Raw genomic sequence first — 15908 nt, forward strand, 5'->3', positions numbered from 1 at the left:
CCACTCCAGTCCTGGGGCACCCACAGCAAATACACGCGACGTGACACAGCCCGATTCCCCACCCGGTCCGGCATCGTGGGCATGCTCGCCGCAGCACTCGGACGAGCGCGCCAGGCGCCCGTGGACGACCTCACAGAATTGTCGATGACCGTACGTGTCGACCGACCCGGCGTCGTGCTGTCCGACTTCCACACCGTCGGCGGTGGACGGCCCGCCGATGAAACAGTGATCACCGTCGACGGCAAACACCGCCCCGAAGGCAAAGGCACCCTGGTATCCAAGCGCCAGTACCTGGCCGACGCCGCCTTCACCCTCGCGCTGACCTCTGAGGACCAAGCGCTCCTGCACACCTGCGCCGCTGCCCTGCGCGACCCGCACTGGCCCCTCTTCCTCGGCCGCCGGTCCTGCCCGCCGGAAGGCCCGATCCTGCTGGGATACGCGAAAGATCCACTGCGCCACCTGGTACAGCTGCCCTTGGCCGCCAGGAAGCCGCGCAGCGGCCCACAGCCGATCGACTTCTACGGCGACAGACCGCTCGGTGCACTCCCCGTGAGCTCCGATGCCCCGGACAGGGACGACGGAGACCATCACAGCGGCGAAGTCACCGACGAGCCGGTGTCGTTCGCACCACTGGCACGCCAGTACCGGCCCCGGCCGCTGTACCGGCGCGCCGTGCACCTGCCGGACGCCGCCTACGAAGGCTTCGGCACCCACCACCTGAAGACGCTCCAGACTTACATCGACACCCACTTCGAGACGGCGGAGAGGAGCGCCCGGTGACTGAGCGCCAGACCCCCCTCGTGCCCAGCCCCCGCGACGGGAAGCAGACGTGCCCACCGCGTACGGCAATCTTTTCTGCGCCGCCTTACACAGCCGCAACGGCTGCCGACGCATCCGGGAACGCGACTCTGTGCACCTGGTTACCAGCGGCATCACACCCCGCCCAAGAAACTGATCGACTCGCCAACAAGGAGGCCGCCCTATGAGCCCCCGCGCGGCCCTCGCCCGCATCCGCCTCAACCCCGACAGCCGCGCCGTCCAACGCGACCTACGCAACGCCACCGACATGCACCGCACCCTGATGCGTCTGGTCCCCGACGGCCTGGGCGACAGCCCCCGACAGGCGGCCGGGCTCCTGTACCGCCTCGACGTAACCGACACCTTCAACACGCTCCTGGTCCAAGCCGCCACCCTCGACCCGACACGCCTGCCCGAGGACTACGGCCACACCGACGTCAAAGACCTCACCCCGGTGTTCAACGCCCTCCAAAAGGGCCTCGCCGTCCGCTACCGAATCGTCGTCAACCCCGTCAAAACCGAACGCCTGCCACTGGAGAACAAGGGCCAGCGCGGCAAACGCATCGCCCTCACCGGACCGGACGCCGACCAATGGTGGGCACGCCGCGCCTACGAGGCTGGCCTGCACCTGGCCACAGCGCTGCCCGCCCCAGTCGCTGCTGTACATGGCCGCGGCGACAACGCCGTCGCCGTGCGGCATCACCTGCTGCGCTACGACGGCATCGCCACCGTCACCGACCCTGACGCCCTCGCCGAGGCTGTACTGGTTGGCATCGGACGGGCCAAGTCTTACGGCGCCGGCCTGCTCAGTCTCGCCCGTGCAGTCGCATAGCCTGCCTTTCGACGACGGCCAGGCTCACGAGTTCCTGGCCGCCGACGCGGGGGTGCTCCAAAGATGGACACGATCGGACTGAACACCATGTAGTCATTTCGCCAACGCGGAGGTGGTCCGGAGACCGCACACATGAGCCGCCGTCGGCAGCAGTCCTCCCGGCCAAAGCGGGGGTGCTCCGGTCCGCACCAAGGGCAGGGGGCAGTGGCAGACGTCCTCCCCGCCGACGCGAGGGTGCTCCGTACGGTCCGTACGACAACGCGGCGAGCGAGGGGTCCTCCCCGCCGACGCGGGGGTGCTCCGATGATGGGCGTCACCTACCAGTCCGTACAGAAGTCCTCCTCCTCGCCGACGGGGGGGGCTCCGCAGCGCCTCGAGCACGCCGTCCGCCTCGGCAAGTCCTTCCCGCCGATGCGGGGGTGCTCCGGCCATCGAGAAGGGCTTCGGGATGAAGGTCACGTCCTCTCCGCCGAAGCGGGGGTGTTCCGACCGTCTTGCGCATGTAGGTAACGCTGTCCCGGTCCTCGAGGGCTTCTACCCTGTCACCGTCGGGCAGATCGCCGCCGGAACCGTCCACCGCCGTCACAGCAGCTGGTACGCGACCATGCCCGGCCACCCCGTCCAGCGCGCCGCCGGCCCGCACCAGGCTGCCGCCGTCCTCGTCACCCTCGTCGACCAGGGCAAGCGCCCCACGCTCCCCGCTCAGGCACCAGGAACGTGCGCGCCCTCGACTGTCCGGATAAACGGATGGTCGGGGGTGCGCGTGACGCGGCAGGATGCTCCGCATGACCTTGCCCACCCCCGAGCTGCACACCGCTCGCCTGCGACTGCGGCCGTTCACCGACGCGGACGCGGCGTCGCTGTACGCGCTGCACAGCAGCGCCCACGTGCTGCGTTACTGGGACTCCCCGCCGTGGACGGAACCGGCCCGCGCCCAGCGCTTCATCGCCACCTGCCGGACGATCGAGGAGGAAGGCACGGGAGCGAGGGTGGCGGTCGACCGCGTCTCTGACGGCGCGTTTATCGGCTGGTGCGGCCTGACTAACTGGAACCCGGACTTTCGCAGCGCGTCGCTGGGCTACGTCTTCGACGCCGCCGCGTGGGGCCGCGGCTACGCCACGGAGACCGCGCACGCCGTCCTGCCGTGGGCGTTGGACACCCTGGACCTGAACCGCGTCCAGGCCGAGGCCGACACACGCAACGTGGCGTCCGCCCGGGTCTTGGAGAAGCTCGGCTTCGTCCGCGAAGGCACCCTCCGCAAGGACTGCGTCGTCAAGGGCGATGTTTCCGACTCCTGGGTCTTCGGCCTCCTCCGCCGCGAGTGGCACCCGCATTCGACGCACGGTCGTGGGCCGGACGCCGAACATCGGGGCGAGCTGCCGCTGGTGAGCTTCGTGCGGTAGTACACAGCCACCAGCAGCACCCGCTCGGCCAGCGGCAGCCGCCACGGACGTCTCCAGTCGCAACCCTAGCCACCGCGTTCCCGGGGAGGCATAGCAGCTGGCCAAACTGATCGACCCGCAGCTCAGTGAAGACAGGCCGACTGCGTTGCAGCGGCCGTATCGTCCTGCTCGCCCGCTCTGCGGTCGTCGCGCTCGCCGGGATGCTGGCGCCGGCGGTGGGTGGGCACCCTTGGGCGGGCCGGGTGGGGTGCGCGTGAGGTCTTGGGCGTCGCGTCGCAGCTGGTGGTGGAGTTTCGTCTTGCCTCTGCAACCGCTGTGCAGCGAGGGCAAGGGATGGAAACCGTCTCCGACGTCGACGGCCCGCGCAATCCGGCCGTTAAGGCTGGGCAACGCTGTGACCTGCGGTGGTCGGGCCTGTGGTCGGGGCTGAACAGTCCGTGGTCGGGGATTGTGCAGGCCCATGGTCGGGCTGCGCATTGGCCCGTTTGTGCTGTTTCCTGGTGTGCGCAAGCGACTACGGTGGCGTCGACCGGGCGGTGATCACTGGGGGCTGGGATGCGTGCGACTGTGCAGGGACGACGAACCGAGGCGCTGTGCTGCGCTGTCGTGCTCGCCGGGTGCGGAGGCTCCGGGGGTGACGACAAGCCTGCGGCCTCTTCGTCGGCGTCCGCACAACCGTCGGCGCCAGGCACGTCGACGGCTGCGTCACCGGATCCCGAGGCGGCTGACGAGGCGAAGGTGCTGGAGGTTTACCGGGCGATGACCGAGGCGGAAGCCGAGGCCTACCGTACGGGCACGGACCAGGTCACCGGCCTGGAGCGCTACGCCTCCCTGGACGCTGTCGGCCAGACCCGTCTGGATCTGGCCCGGATGAAGGAGGCGGGGACGGTCGTGCGCGGTGAGGTCGGCCACGATCCGGAGGTGACCAGTCTCGACCTGGAGGCGAAGACGCCCACGGCGAAGCTGTCGGACTGCATCGACCTGTCGAAGTACCAGACGTACGACGTGCGGACGAAGCCCAGACCCCTGTTGCCCGGCACAACCCGCAGCGGTGCAAAGGGCCTGTACCCGTCTGACTCGCAGGACGTCCTTGCTACTTCACGGTCCAGGCTTCGCCCGTCGCGCGGACGTCTACTTCGTATCCGTGATTGGCGATGACCTGCACACGCTGTGGGAAACCGGTGTCGTTGGTCCACAGGGACCTGGTCTGACCAGGATCCCAGCCCCCGGCGCAGTAGAAGTCGCGGCCGCCGCCTTCCGGCTCGACGCAGAACTCGACGTTCTTGCCCCCAGAAGTGTCCAGACGCAGCTTCACCGTCTCGGCGTACAGAACGGTAAAAGGTCCGCTGCACACGGTGTAGGACCAGCTGATGGCAGGAATCGTGCATTCAATCCGTACGGTCGCGGCAGACGCCACGCCCGGGTTCACGGTCACCACGGTGACAGCCGCCACAAGAGCGAGCAGCAGTCGCCTCCCGGCGGGGAAGCAGCGTGATTCCAGCTTGCGAATGAGTTTCACACTCAGAGATTCGACGGCCCGTGGCGCAGAATAACCACTCGCCCGGGTGATGCCGAAGCTAAGCACTGCCTGCAGGGGGCGCACACAGAGCAATGCTCAGGACCTGTGGATCGGCTCGGGAGGACGTACCTTCCCGGGTGATTGACGATAGGTCACCGAGCAAGACCGGTGTTCGCAGCGCCGGCCGGGAAGGCACATCCGTGCTCAGCGTAGTGAACGATGACGGCACCACCGCCAAGGGCTCCTCCTTGATTGACGAGATCGTCCGAGAGGGCGCGCGGCGGATGCTGGCCGCCGCGCTGGAAGCCGAAGTAAACGCCTATATAGCCGAGTTCGCAGGTGAGCGCGACGGCAATGGACGCCGTCTGGTGGTGCGCAACGGCTTCCACCAGCCCCTGGCAGGTCACCACCGCGGCCGGTGTGGTCGAGGTGGAGGCGCCACGGGTGAACGACAAGCGCGTCGATGAGGCCACGGGCGAGCGCAAGCGGTTCTCCTCCGTGATCCTGCCGCCGTGCTGCCGTAAGTCGCCGAAGATCAGCGAGGTGCTGCCGCTGCTCTACCTGCAGGGCCTGTCCTCCGGCGACTTCGTGCCCGCCCTGGAGCAGTTCCTCGGCAGCTCGGCGGGTCTGTCACCGGCGACGGTCACCCGGCTGACCCAGCAGTGGCAGGCCGACCACCAAGCGTTCGGCGAGCGAGATCTGTCCGGCAGCGACTATGTCTACGCATGGGCCGACGGCATCCACCTGCGCATACGCCTACAGGAGGCGAAGTCGTGCGTGCTCGTGCTGATGGGTGTGCGCTCGGACGGCACCAAGGAGCTGATCGCCATGAGGGACGGCTACCGCGAATCAGCCGACTCCTGGGCCGACCTGCTGCGCGACTGCCGGCGGCGAGGATTGCGCGCTCCCGTCCCGGCGTCGGCGACGGCGCGCTCGGTTTCTAGTTGGAGGCGTCGGAGCCGTTGCCGGCACGGCGATTGTTGAGATGCGCGGCCGCAGCCACCGTGAATGCCTCGATTGCTTCCTGCAAGGCCCTGAGCTGGTTCGGGGAGCGCTCTGGGTTCGGCGGCGCGTTGTTCGACGGGTCGGCAGGCAGGTGCCTGTCGCTCTCGAGGCGGGTGTTCCCCGCATCATCCAGGAGGCTCGCAAGCCGTATCGCGTGTTGCTCCACGTTCTGGGCAGCGCTCGCCACATTGGTGGTGGCGGCCTCCAGCAGCACGTGCTGGACTGCTTCGGTGAGTCTCTGCGTTGGGCCACAGCGGTCGATGATCCTCCGGCAGTGCTGCCGAAGCTCCGCGCTCACGCCAGTGTAGGCACGTGGCTCGCTCAGACACTCCTCGACTTCAGCGCGGACGGCCGCGTCCCATCGCCGTGCGGCCTCCACGGCCGCTTCAGCTGTCCGCGCCCAGTCCTGCGAGTTGGCAAGGAACGCCACGAACACGTCGCGCTGTGCTGACCGGCGCGCGGTTTCGAGTGGAGCGAGGTAGGCTAAGAGGGCCGTCTTCAACGCCGCTTGTTCCTGGCGCCTGGCCGCCCACATGACGCCGACGGCGCCGAGCACGGCGCCAGCGAAGCCACTCGCACCGGCGACCAGCGCGGCAGCTATCTCACCGTCCATGCCACCATGTTGCCGGCACACGGACTGCAGTAGGTGCAGTTGTGATCAGAGCGAGGCCCGCCACGGCCGGAGGAGCGGGGAGGCGAGCCTGGTGTCATCAGCGGCCAGAGGCGAGCACGGCACGGACTCCGACGGCGCTCCAGCGACCTGTATACCTCACACTCACCGGCGCCCGCCCCACCACCGGGTCCGGCGTTCCCACCCCAGCAGACCTGCCCGCCCGAAGGCCGGCTGCCGCTACCACTTCCGACATCGCCCGCTGCCACGGCATCGACCTGGGCGACCTCTCCGCCTACCGGCGTCGCGAGCGGCGCGGCCGCCGAGGGAAGGGGCCGAGGACCACCACCGTGCCGGCAGCCGTGACCCGCTTCGCCACGGCGGGGCTGCGCCTCCCGCGCGAAGCGGCGTCGCACACGGACAGCGGTGGGCGGCATCGGGCATCACTGGGCCGGACGAGCCCTGGAAATCGGCTCGCTGCCCGAGCCGCAGACCGCTCCTGGGCGAGATCGCCGGACGCTGCCACCCCGGCACCGCCGCCCAGCTGTGACTGAACGGCTGCACCCCGGACATGCTCGACCGTGCCCTCAACGGCAAGACGGCCGACCAGATGCTCCGCGAAGGACGTCCCGTCCAGACCGTCATCAACACCCTTCGCGAAGCCCACAGCTGAACCCAGTGGTGCTGCGCACCCCGACGCGGCCGCCCCGGCGTGCCCTGACCCGCCAGGGACACGACTAGCGCTTCTGGGCTGACGCCGCTGACCTGCAGGCCGATGCGACTGCGCGCCGCTGCCCACCCCGCCGTCCACGGCAGGGATCCGGCCCGCATGGAGCCCACCTCCTACTCGCTTCTGGAGGTGTCCTCAAAGAGGCGGCCGACGCCGATATCCGCCGACTCCACACCCTGCGGCCGAGGATTCCGCTGCTGCTGCGGATGATCTGTTCCGCCAGGCGGGCAGCGGACGTAAGGGCTCAGTGGCCTGCTGCAGGACCCGTCTCCTCCGCTTGGGCGTCCTGCGCGCTGCTGTCCGTATCGGCCCAGTTGAGAACCTTGAAGGTCCGAGTGGACAAGGCGTACTACTCCGCCGAGTACCTCCACTGGCTCCGTGGCCGGAACCTCATCGCACGGATCGCTCGCCCGGGAATCGAGTCTGGCGAGCGGCTCGGCCGACACCACTGGAAGATCGAGCGGTCGATCGCCTGGCTCTTCGGCTACCGCCGCCTCACCGTCCGATACGAACGAAAAGGCAGCCACTTTCTCGCCTTCATCGGCCTCGCCGCAGCCCTCACCTGCTACAAGAGACTCGCAAAGCTCTCCACGTGAGACGTTCTCTAACTCGCCCTGATACGGCAAGCACTATGACCACTTCTCAAACACACCTTAGGAAGTGACCCTATAACTCTTCAGTACTGCCATACAGCAAGCGGCCAATACGGTGAGGATTCCATCACCAGTGAGAGTCTCCGACCACCCAGCCAGTGCACATCAACAGCCAGCCTCATGGCGAGTGAAGGTCGCAGAACGGCTTAGGGCCGGAGGCTCAGCACGAAGGTCTCTGGAGGCACAATGAAGGATTTGACCATGACTGCTACGCGTCATCCGCGGCGCCGCACGTTGCTCAGCTCTCTCGGTGTGACAGCTGCCGCCGTTACTTTGGCTGTAGGCACAGCTGGTTCGGCCCACGCGGCGACCTCCACCCTGTATCAAGGCTCCGACTGGGGTCGGGTCAGCACGAGCGGAGACATGAGAGTTTGCGACGAGGAGGCAGATGGTCGCGGGGTGTACATGGTGGTCAGCTGGGAGACTGGTACCGACGACGACCGGACGTTCAGGGACTCAAACGGCTCGGCTTCAGGGTGTGCTGGCGGTTACACCTCCAGGACCGACATTCTGAGCTTCAAGGTGTGTGAAGTCAGGAATAACCTGCCGGACGCATGTGCTTCCAAATGGCTCTACTGGTGAGGCGCCGAGCCCCTGCTGACGAATCGGGTAGCTGAACGCCGCCCCTCGGTCTCCACGCTCAGCTCTTCCGCTACGCAGGAGGGCTGAGGGTCGGTCATCTTCGCTGAGTACGGCGGCACCCAGCGGAAGTTGCCTATGTCTCATGAGACATCGCGCAGTCTGGAGAAGGCTGGCTACCGTGCCCAGCTCGCCCGATACCTGGGCGGCCGGGTCTGCTGCGCTCGAGGCAGGGCACGGGCACGGACATGACCACCGCGGGAGCGGTCATCGGGAGGCGGCCTGCTTTCCGCGCTTCGGCTGTTGTGCTTTCGAGCGTGCTCGAATCGTCCCCCTTCCGTTGGTCGGCCTCCCTAACGTGACCGCCAGAAGCACTGGAGAGAACAGACTGAGGAGATGCTGGCTGGGCAGGGCGGCCATCACCGCCGCTATGGGCGTTGCGTTGCCAATCGCGCTGGCTCCGCAGGGGCAGACAGCGCCGGCAGATGTGATCAACACATTCAAGAACCAAGAGACAGGGCAGTGTCTGTCGGCTGGCTTCGGCGGGCCCTATGCGTCGGCTTGCAACGCTTCTCCGCCCGGTGTGGAGAGCTGGAACGTGCACGTATGGAACGACGGAACGCGGCGGCTTCAGAGCCGATTCGGCGGAAATTGCCTCGACGACAGCGCCGCCTACGGTCTACGCATGTTCGAGTGCAACTCCGAGACGTTCCAGAGCTGGTTTGTTAAGCGCTGGAACGACGGCACCATCGAGCTTCGGAACCAGGCGACGGGTAAGTGCCTCGACCACAGCACCGCGTATGGTCTGCGGACCTTCTCGTGTAACGCCAGCCGGTTCCAGAGCTGGTACTGAGCGGCGCCTGCGCGGTATGAGCACCGGCATCATGGCTCGAGTTTTCGGCGCATCGCGAAGCCTGGCCTGCGCCACCGCCGGCGGCGCAGGTCTCACGGCGTCGGCACTCGCCCGTGTGGTGGAGGCCCAGGTGAAAGCGCTGTGACGGGCCGCGATGACGCCGGATGCTCCTGGTCACGCAGGCCCTCCGGTACGGCCAGAAGAAGGTGAACCGGTGCGGGTACGACCATTGCACCCACACGGGCGGCGGCGCGATCGGCAAACGCCTGAATGCGCCCCCGGGCGGGCCGATATCACGGCTCAAAGCTGTGCTGCGCGGCCTGGCCGCCGCGTCCCTCACCGTCCTGCCCCTCACCATCTCCACCCCCGCCCTCGCGGCGGACACGCTCTCCCTGACCGAGGCCATCGCGGCCCTCCCGGTAGCGGATGAGTCGCGTGCCGGTCACGACCGCGACGCCTTCCGCCACTGGAACTCTGGCGCCAACCCCTCCGACGGCTGTAATACCCGCGCGGAGGTCCTCATCGCCGAGGCGGTGGAGCCGCCGACGGTGGGGCCGAAGTGCCGTCTGACGGGCGGCCGCTGGTGGTCGTAATACGACCAGACGTGGGTGACATCGGCCTCGGGTCTGGACATCGATCACATGGGCCCGCTGGCCGAGGCCTGGGACAGCGGCGCCTCGACCTGGTCCGCGGCGCGGCGGGAGGCGTACGCCAACGACCTGGGCGCGGACGCCAGCCTGGTCGCGGTCACGGCCCGCTCCAACCGGTCCAAGTCCGACCAGGACCCGGCGACGTGGCTGCCGCCGGCCGCCGAGGTCCACTGCCGCTACGTCGCCGAGTGGGTGGGCACGAAGTTGCGGTGGAGCCTGTCGGCGGATGAGGCCGAGGCCGCGGCTGTCCGTGAGGTCGCGGCCGGCTGCCCGGACCAGACCGTCACCTACGAGCCGGCGGCATAGGCAGCCTCCCATAGTGCCCCCGGGACGGCCCCGCGCCCGGGGGACTGCCACGCGCCCTCGCGCAGGCGGGGTGCCCGGCGGTTGCGTTCGTCCTAGCCTGGAAGGGCTCGGGGCTGCTGCGGAGGTAGGTCATGCCCCGGACCGTGTGGAGTGGCGCGATCAGCTTTGGCCTGGTCAGCGTGCCGATCAATGTCACCGGCGCGACCGAGAACCACTCGATCCGCTTTCACCGGGTCCACCTGGAGGATATGGCCCGGGTGCGCACCCGCAAGGTCTGTGAGCTGGAGGACCGCGAGGTGACGGCCGCGGAGATCGGCAAGGGCTACGAGCTGTCGAAGACGCAGATCATCCCGATCAGCGACGAGGACCTGCGGGACCTGCCGCTGCCGACCGCCCGCGCGATCGAGATCGTCGCGTTCGTGCCGCTGGCGTCCGTGGATCCGATCCGGATCGGCGCCGGCTACTACCTGGAGCCAAAGGAGCAGGTCGCCGCCAAGCCCTACAAGCTGCTGCGGCAGGCGCTGGAGCGTTCCTCGCGGGTGGCCGTCGCGAAGTACGCCTGGTCGGGGCGGGAGCGTCTGGGCCTGCTCCGGGTGCGCGGGGAAGCGATCGTGTTGCACGCGATGCTCTGGCCGTACGAGATCCGTGATCCGTCGTCGCTGCTGCCGGTGCCGGTGGAGGTGTCGCAGGAGGAGGTCGACGGTGCGCTCGCGCTGATGGACACGATGACGGTGGAGGATCTGACCGGGCCGGGGTTCGAGGACGAGTACACCAAGGCGCTCAGCGAGATCATCGTGGCCAAGCGCGAGCACCGCGAGCCGCCGGCCGTCCCGGAGCCTGACCAGCCCGAGGGCGTGCTGGACCTGATGGCCGCGCTCAACGCCTCCGTCGCCAGGGCCCGGGAATCCCGCGAGGACGGCACGCACGCCGACATCCACGAACTGGCGAAGCCGAAGAAGACCGCGAAGAAGACGCCGGCCAAGAAGACCGCAGCCAAGAAGACGGCCACGAAGAAGACGCCCCGGAAATCTCCGCGCGCCTCGTGAGCCGTTGAGACAGTTGCGTAAAGCGACTCGCGTGGGATCCCAGGGGACGGAGACGTGGTTCTGGACAGCCGACCCAGCATGTGCTGGTGTCCGTGAGGGTCATGCGGGCTGCTTCCGGGTTTTGCCACTGTCCGAGCTTCCGGACCCTCTCGTTACCTACTTGCCGGGTTTGGTGTGGCTGATCCTGCTCCTGCCGCATTGTCAGTGCCTGGTCGTACCGTCGGAGCAACGACCTGCGACGGTGAGGGCGGTGTGAGTTGGCGAATGTCGTCTGGCACAAGAAGTTCCGGATTCTCCTGGATCTGACTCGGGACGACTTGGACCATCCGGAGTTCCCCGGGCTGTGGGACCTGATCTACGCAACGGACCGCTTCTACGGTCGCCGCGGTGTGCCGGTCGCCGAAAGGGACTTGCAGTGCGGGGGAGTGTGCCGCGACATGGGCGTCGAGGCCCCGATGCACCTGCGGATGCGCGGCGGTCGCCGCGAGGCCGTTCACGAACGCCGTGAGGACGAAGAACGCCACCACGTCCCGATGAGCGACGAGCACAAGGCCTACCAGGAACGCATCCTGCGCGCCGCCCTGGAGGGCGGCTTCGGCGGCGACAGCGAGGTCCGCACCCGGGTCGGCCGCACCTGGATCCAGACCGACACGCTCGTCGAAGGAGCCGACGGCCGCCGCATCGGCTGGGAAGTCCAGCTGTCCACCATCGACGAAAGCGGCCTGCGCGGCGTCCGCGCCCGCGCCGGCAAAGCCGCCAAGAACGGCATCACCCCGGCCTGGCACACCGACCGCACCGCCTATGCCCAGCGCAACGACACCCACTGGACCCGCAGCGACCGCCTCCCCGCCCACCTCATCGCCCACAACGGTGATCTGCGCATCGTCTCCGGCTTCCGTGCCCTCGACTTCTGGCACTGCAACATCAGCGCCCTCTACCCCTGCCCCGACGGAGTCCGGCGCTGCGGAAAAGCCCACGCCACGGCCAAGCCCCGCGACGTCTTCTTCGACGACATGGTCCGCCAGACCGCCGCCGGCACCATCGTGCCCATCCAGTTCCGCGCCGGGAAGACGGTGCACCGCTACTGGGTCACCAGCACCGACCGCGACCGCCTGGACGACCTGCACGGCGACGACACCCGCCTGCCCCTCGAACGCGACACCGCACCCGCCAGCGGCGCCAGCCGAAACCTCCCCACCTGCCGCCCGGCCACAGACCCGCTTGCCGTCCAGGCCCCGGAGAACCTGCCCTCCATCCCGGCGCTACCGCTCCAGCCGTCACCGCCGGCCATCGAGGCCGCACCCCAGAGCCCGGGCGAGCACACCGCCCCGCGGCCGCGGACAGCCGACAGCCCCTCCGGTCTGCCCAGCGAACTGATCGAGCTGCAGCAGGCAGCAGACGCCGCCCACCTCAAGCTCCAGCAGCTCCATGACCACCATGAGCGCGCCGAGCAGCGCCGGGTCTGGCGCCAGGCTGCGGAAGCAGCGCAGGCCGCGATCACGCACTACGCCCGCACCAAGCGTCTGAATCGGTACGAGGTCGAGGCACGCCTGCGCCAGCTCGTACGCCGCCCGGTGCACTGAGGCGAGGGAAGGTCTCGGGCCACTGCCCTTCGCGGTCTGAAGCCGTGGGCCGGTGGCGGCGGTGGTCCAGCACCGCGGGCTGCCTGGTGTCGGCGCGGAGGAGCGTGAGCGCCAGGCTCGTCCTGCCTGCGGATCAGGCAGCCTGCTCCCATTCTCCTGTTGGGAGGTCGTCGTTGTCGTCCGGCTGCCGCTGCGCCGCTTTTTCGCGCAGGCGCAGGATGCTCCAGGGGAGTGCGCTGGCGGGGGTGAGGTACCAGGGCAGGGGCCACAGGAGCGGCCACCACCCGGTTTCGGGATGGAGCAGGGCCTCGGTCGCGGCGCCGGCCATGCCGGCGGCCAGGCTCCAGCACAGCAGCCGGCCGGTCCGCTGCACGGCGCGGGCGGTGCGGTCGGTGTCGGCGCGGCGCCCGGGTGGTTCTGTTGACGGAATCCGACACCACTTGTCGCTCAGGGCCGAGAACGCCGTGTTTCGCCGGAGGGCGATGTTTGTGAGTTCTGGCAACGCTTGAGGGGTTGCGGTGGGAGCATTGACGTGCTCTGCGGGATGAGGCTGCGATGGCGCCACCGAAATCCAAGGTCGACTTGTACGCGGCGATCCGCCGTGACGCTCGGGCAGGGATGTCGTACCGGGCCTTGATGCGTGAGTACGGAGTCGGATTTCGCACGGTGAAGGCCGCGTTGGAGTCGGTCTGGCCGGAGCCCCGGAAGAAGCCGCGGCCGCGCGGGACCCGCTTGGATGCCTATAAGCCGTTGATCGACGCGATGCTCCGAGCGGATCTGGATGCTCCGCGCAAGCAGCGTCAATGGCGCGGAGAACTGTGACTGGCCGCCGGCGCGTTGCAGGTAGACGACCATGGAGCGGGCCACCTGCCGGCTGAGGTCCGGGCCGTGGTCCTCCTCGACCAGGGCGAGGGCGAGGGCGAGGTCGATGCCCGCGGTCACCCCCGCCGAGGTGTATGTCGTGCCGTCGCGCACGTACAGGGCATCGGGTTCGACCCGCGTCCGGGGGCATCGGGTGGCGAGTTCGGCGGTGATCTTCCAGTGGGTGGTCGCACGCTTGCCGTCCAGCAGGCCCGCCGCGCCGAGTACGAACGCGCCGGAGCACACGGATGCGACCCGACCGGCCCGCCCCGCCAGGTCCTGGGTCGCGTTGATCAGGTCGCGGGTGACGGGGGTCCGGGGGTACACGTCTCCGCCGGGCAGCAGGAAGGTGCCCGAGTCGGGTTCGGCGGCGGAGCCGCCGTCGACGACGATCCGCATGCCGATGGAGGAGGTGACGTCGGCACCTGACGGCGACACCAGTCGGACCCGGTAGTCGGCGCCGAGCTGGTTCGCCTCCCCGAACACCTCGGCAGGTCCCGCGACGTCCAGCATTTTGACCCCGTCATAGACGAGGACTGCCACCCGGTGTGGGGCGGAGCTCACCGGGCGGGCCCGCGGTGACTGGATTCGGGTGATTCATGGCCGGACCGAGGCGGCGCGGAGGGACGCGAGGACGACACCGTGGAGATTGGATGCACGGTCCACTCGCAGCACGGTGCATCGGAAAGGACGGACTTCATGGCTGACATCATCGCAGGGGTGGAACTACCTCGGACTTCGGCTGTGGCACAGGCCACGGAATTCATCCGGGAGACGACCAACCCCATGATCTTCCACCACTCCCGGAGGGTTTTCCTTTTCGGGTCCCTGCACGCGCAGAGGCTGGGCCTTCGGCCCGACCCGGAGCTGCTGTACATGTCGTCGATATTTCATGACGCGGGACTTCTGGCCCCGTTCTCGAACACGCGGCAGCGTTTCGAACTGGACGGGGCTGATCATGCGCGGGCCTTTCTGCTGGAGCGTGGGTTCTCCCGCCACGCTGCCGAGGTGGTCTGGACGGCCGTTGCCCTGCACACGACTCCGGAGATCCCCAGCCGGATGGGTTCCGAGGTCGCCGCCACGAACTACGGGGTCCTGACCGACGCGATCGGCTGGGGACTGGACGACGTCGCGGACGACCGGCTCGAGGAGATCGTCACCGCTCATCCCCGCGGGGACTTCAAGAAGGAATTCCTCGAGGCATTCGTCGAGGGCCTCAAGGATCGCCCCGAAACCACCTACGGGACCGTCAACGCGGATGTCCTGGAACACTTCGTTCCCGCATTCCAACGGCCGTCCATGGTCGAACGAGTTCAGAACGCCCCGTGGCCGAAATGACGTGACGCGCACGCACTCGCCGACGCACCCGTACGAAATCCGCTCCAACTATCTATGACAAGGATCCTCATGCACGCCATCACTGTCCGGGACCGCGAGGCCGGGATCACAGGACTGACCCTCGAGGACATCCCCCATCCGCACGCCGCCGAGAACGACGTCATCGTGCGCGTGCACGCCGCCGGCTTCACCCGGGGAGAGCTCGACTGGCCCGCGACCTGGACCGACCGCGCAGGCCGCGACCGCACCCCGACGGTGCCCGGCCACGAGGTCTCGGGAGTGGTCACGGAACTGGGGTTCGGGACGACCGGCCTCACCGTCGGCCAGCGGGTCTTCGGACTGGCCGACTGGACCCGCAACGGCTCGCTCGCCGAGTATGTCGCGGTGGAGGCACGCAACCTCACCCCGCTGCCCGCCGACATCGACCACACGGTGGCAGCCGCGCTGCCGATCTCCGGACTGACCGCATGGCAGGGCCTGTTCGACCACGGCAGGCTCGCCCCCGGCCAGAGCGTACTGGTCCACGGCGCGGCCGGCGGGGTCGGATCCATCGCGGTTCAGCTCGCACACGAAGCCGGGGCCTTCGTGATCGGCACCGGCCGCGCCGCCGACCGCGACACCGTGCTCGGCCTGGGAGCGGACGCATACCTCGACCTGGAAGCCGACCGGTGGGCGGAGGACGCCGGCCAGGTAGACGTCGTGCTCGACGTCATCGGCGGCGACGTCCTCGACCGCTCGGCCGCGCTCGTGCGGGCCGGCGGCACGCTCGTCACCATCGCCCACCCGCCCGCAGTGCGTCCCGACGGCGGGCGGGCCGTCTTCTTCGTCGTCGAAGCCGACCGCGAACGCCTCGCCGATCTCGCCCGGCGTCTGCGGGAAGGCCGGCTGCAGGTACGTGTGGGCGCGGTGCGGCCGCTGACAGAGGCGGTCACCGCCCTCGCCCCACACCAAGGCATTCCCGGCCGCACGATCATCCGTGTGACGCAGGATTGAGAAGGAGGAGTGAACGATCGGCCGGGTGGCCTTCCGCGGAGGAGGCGGGTGAACGCGAACTCGCGCACGCAAGTCGCCTCCTCGTCTCCGCCTTGCCACAGCCGTGGTGGGGCGGTCATATACAGCGCCTCAGTGCAGGGGACGCGACG

General features: G+C 68.6%; 14 protein-coding genes and 2 pseudogenes. 12 read left to right on the forward strand and 4 right to left on the reverse strand.

Going from position 1 to position 15908, the window contains the following annotated elements; genetic code table 11:
• From cas5e to ACGF3J_RS37535, 4 genes are all read left to right on the forward strand, one after another.
• Positions 1 to 780, forward strand: a 780-nt coding sequence (gene cas5e, locus ACGF3J_RS37520; protein WP_393855999.1) for a type I-E CRISPR-associated protein Cas5/CasD, incomplete at its 5' end; no start/stop codon positions are given.
• A gap of 202 nt (positions 781 to 982) precedes the next feature.
• On the forward strand, positions 983 to 1630 hold the full coding sequence (gene cas6e / locus ACGF3J_RS37525; protein ID WP_393856000.1) for a type I-E CRISPR-associated protein Cas6/Cse3/CasE: 648 nt from the start codon (positions 983 to 985) through the stop codon (positions 1628 to 1630).
• A 785-nt stretch (positions 1631 to 2415) separates the two neighbouring features.
• Entirely contained in the window at positions 2416 to 3033 is a 618-nt protein-coding gene (locus ACGF3J_RS37530; RefSeq protein WP_393856001.1) for a GNAT family N-acetyltransferase, read from the forward strand.
• Between the two features lie 759 nt (positions 3034 to 3792).
• The gene (locus ACGF3J_RS37535; protein WP_393856002.1) at positions 3793 to 4191 is read left to right on the forward strand and encodes a hypothetical protein; all 399 of its coding nucleotides are present in this window, start codon (positions 3793 to 3795) and stop codon (positions 4189 to 4191) included.
• Here the strand turns inward: ACGF3J_RS37535 and ACGF3J_RS37540 are convergent.
• Positions 4127 to 4552: a hypothetical protein gene (locus ACGF3J_RS37540; protein ID WP_393856003.1), complete on the reverse strand. Its 426-nt coding sequence runs from the start codon at positions 4550 to 4552 to the stop codon at positions 4127 to 4129. The two genes, ACGF3J_RS37535 and ACGF3J_RS37540, sit on opposite strands and share 65 nt — an antisense overlap.
• 200 nt (positions 4553 to 4752) lie before the next feature.
• Between ACGF3J_RS37540 and ACGF3J_RS37545 the strand changes: the two are divergent.
• Positions 4753 to 5493: pseudogene (locus ACGF3J_RS37545) on the forward strand (transposase); the annotation flags it as partial.
• On the opposite strand, the gene ACGF3J_RS37550 reads toward ACGF3J_RS37545, so the two are convergent.
• On the reverse strand, positions 5493 to 6170 hold the full coding sequence (locus ACGF3J_RS37550) for a hypothetical protein (RefSeq protein ID WP_393856004.1): 678 nt from the start codon (positions 6168 to 6170) through the stop codon (positions 5493 to 5495). The pseudogene ACGF3J_RS37545 and the gene ACGF3J_RS37550 sit on opposite strands and share 1 nt — an antisense overlap.
• Positions 6171 to 7103: 933 nt before the next feature.
• Between ACGF3J_RS37550 and ACGF3J_RS37555 the strand changes: the two genes are divergently transcribed.
• The 5 genes and pseudogenes from ACGF3J_RS37555 to ACGF3J_RS37575 all read left to right on the forward strand — a co-directional run bounded on the left by ACGF3J_RS37555 (position 7104) and on the right by ACGF3J_RS37575 (position 12567).
• Complete coding sequence (locus ACGF3J_RS37555; RefSeq protein WP_393856005.1) at positions 7104 to 7493, forward strand: transposase; 390 nt, start codon at positions 7104 to 7106, stop codon at positions 7491 to 7493.
• Between the two features lie 1066 nt (positions 7494 to 8559).
• Positions 8560 to 8982, forward strand: a complete 423-nt coding sequence (locus ACGF3J_RS37560; protein WP_393856006.1) for an RICIN domain-containing protein — start codon at positions 8560 to 8562, stop codon at positions 8980 to 8982.
• A 308-nt stretch (positions 8983 to 9290) separates the two neighbouring features.
• A pseudogene (locus tag ACGF3J_RS37565) lies at positions 9291 to 9938 on the forward strand (HNH endonuclease family protein).
• 131 nt (positions 9939 to 10069) lie between these two features.
• A complete protein-coding gene (locus ACGF3J_RS37570; protein ID WP_393856007.1) occupies positions 10070 to 10984 on the forward strand; it encodes a Ku protein in 915 nt (304 codons plus the stop codon).
• 437 nt (positions 10985 to 11421) lie between these two features.
• A complete protein-coding gene (locus ACGF3J_RS37575) occupies positions 11422 to 12567 on the forward strand; it encodes a hypothetical protein (protein WP_393856008.1) in 1146 nt (381 codons plus the stop codon).
• 133 nt (positions 12568 to 12700) lie between these two features.
• On the opposite strand, the gene ACGF3J_RS37580 is transcribed toward ACGF3J_RS37575, so the two are convergent.
• Both ACGF3J_RS37580 and ACGF3J_RS37585 read right to left on the reverse strand, forming a co-directional pair.
• Positions 12701 to 12940 (reverse strand): hypothetical protein, encoded by a 240-nt coding sequence (locus ACGF3J_RS37580; protein ID WP_393856009.1) that lies wholly within the window; start codon positions 12938 to 12940, stop codon positions 12701 to 12703.
• A gap of 74 nt (positions 12941 to 13014) precedes the next feature.
• The gene (locus ACGF3J_RS37585; RefSeq protein WP_393856010.1) at positions 13015 to 13992 is read right to left on the reverse strand and encodes an AraC family transcriptional regulator; all 978 of its coding nucleotides are present in this window, start codon (positions 13990 to 13992) and stop codon (positions 13015 to 13017) included.
• Positions 13993 to 14127: 135 nt separating this feature from the next.
• Between ACGF3J_RS37585 and ACGF3J_RS37590 the strand changes: the two genes are divergently transcribed.
• Positions 14128 to 14766 (forward strand): HD domain-containing protein, encoded by a 639-nt coding sequence (locus ACGF3J_RS37590; RefSeq protein ID WP_393856011.1) that lies wholly within the window; start codon positions 14128 to 14130, stop codon positions 14764 to 14766.
• 69 nt (positions 14767 to 14835) lie between these two features.
• Positions 14836 to 15759 carry an NADP-dependent oxidoreductase gene (locus tag ACGF3J_RS37595; RefSeq protein WP_393856012.1) on the forward strand — a complete coding sequence of 308 codons (924 nt, stop codon included), beginning with the start codon at positions 14836 to 14838 and terminating at the stop codon, positions 15757 to 15759.
• Positions 15760 to 15908 lie beyond the last annotated feature (149 nt).

This window comes from Streptomyces sp. NPDC048171 (genome assembly GCF_043202655.1).
Lineage (GTDB): Bacteria > Actinomycetota > Actinomycetes > Streptomycetales > Streptomycetaceae > Streptomyces.

Coding starts and splice junctions, on each gene's coding strand:
- cas6e (WP_393856000.1), top strand. CDS start 983: ATGAGCCCCCGCGCGGCCCTCGCCCGCATCCGCCTCAACCCCGACAGC.
- ACGF3J_RS37530 (WP_393856001.1), top strand. CDS start 2,416: ATGACCTTGCCCACCCCCGAGCTGCACACCGCTCGCCTGCGACTGCGG.
- ACGF3J_RS37535 (WP_393856002.1), top strand. CDS start 3,793: ATGACCGAGGCGGAAGCCGAGGCCTACCGTACGGGCACGGACCAGGTC.
- ACGF3J_RS37550 (WP_393856004.1), bottom strand. CDS start 6,170: ATGGACGGTGAGATAGCTGCCGCGCTGGTCGCCGGTGCGAGTGGCTTC.
- ACGF3J_RS37555 (WP_393856005.1), top strand. CDS start 7,104: ATGATCTGTTCCGCCAGGCGGGCAGCGGACGTAAGGGCTCAGTGGCCT.
- ACGF3J_RS37560 (WP_393856006.1), top strand. CDS start 8,560: ATGGGCGTTGCGTTGCCAATCGCGCTGGCTCCGCAGGGGCAGACAGCG.
- ACGF3J_RS37570 (WP_393856007.1), top strand. CDS start 10,070: ATGCCCCGGACCGTGTGGAGTGGCGCGATCAGCTTTGGCCTGGTCAGC.
- ACGF3J_RS37575 (WP_393856008.1), top strand. CDS start 11,422: ATGGGCGTCGAGGCCCCGATGCACCTGCGGATGCGCGGCGGTCGCCGC.
- ACGF3J_RS37590 (WP_393856011.1), top strand. CDS start 14,128: ATGGCTGACATCATCGCAGGGGTGGAACTACCTCGGACTTCGGCTGTG.
- ACGF3J_RS37595 (WP_393856012.1), top strand. CDS start 14,836: ATGCACGCCATCACTGTCCGGGACCGCGAGGCCGGGATCACAGGACTG.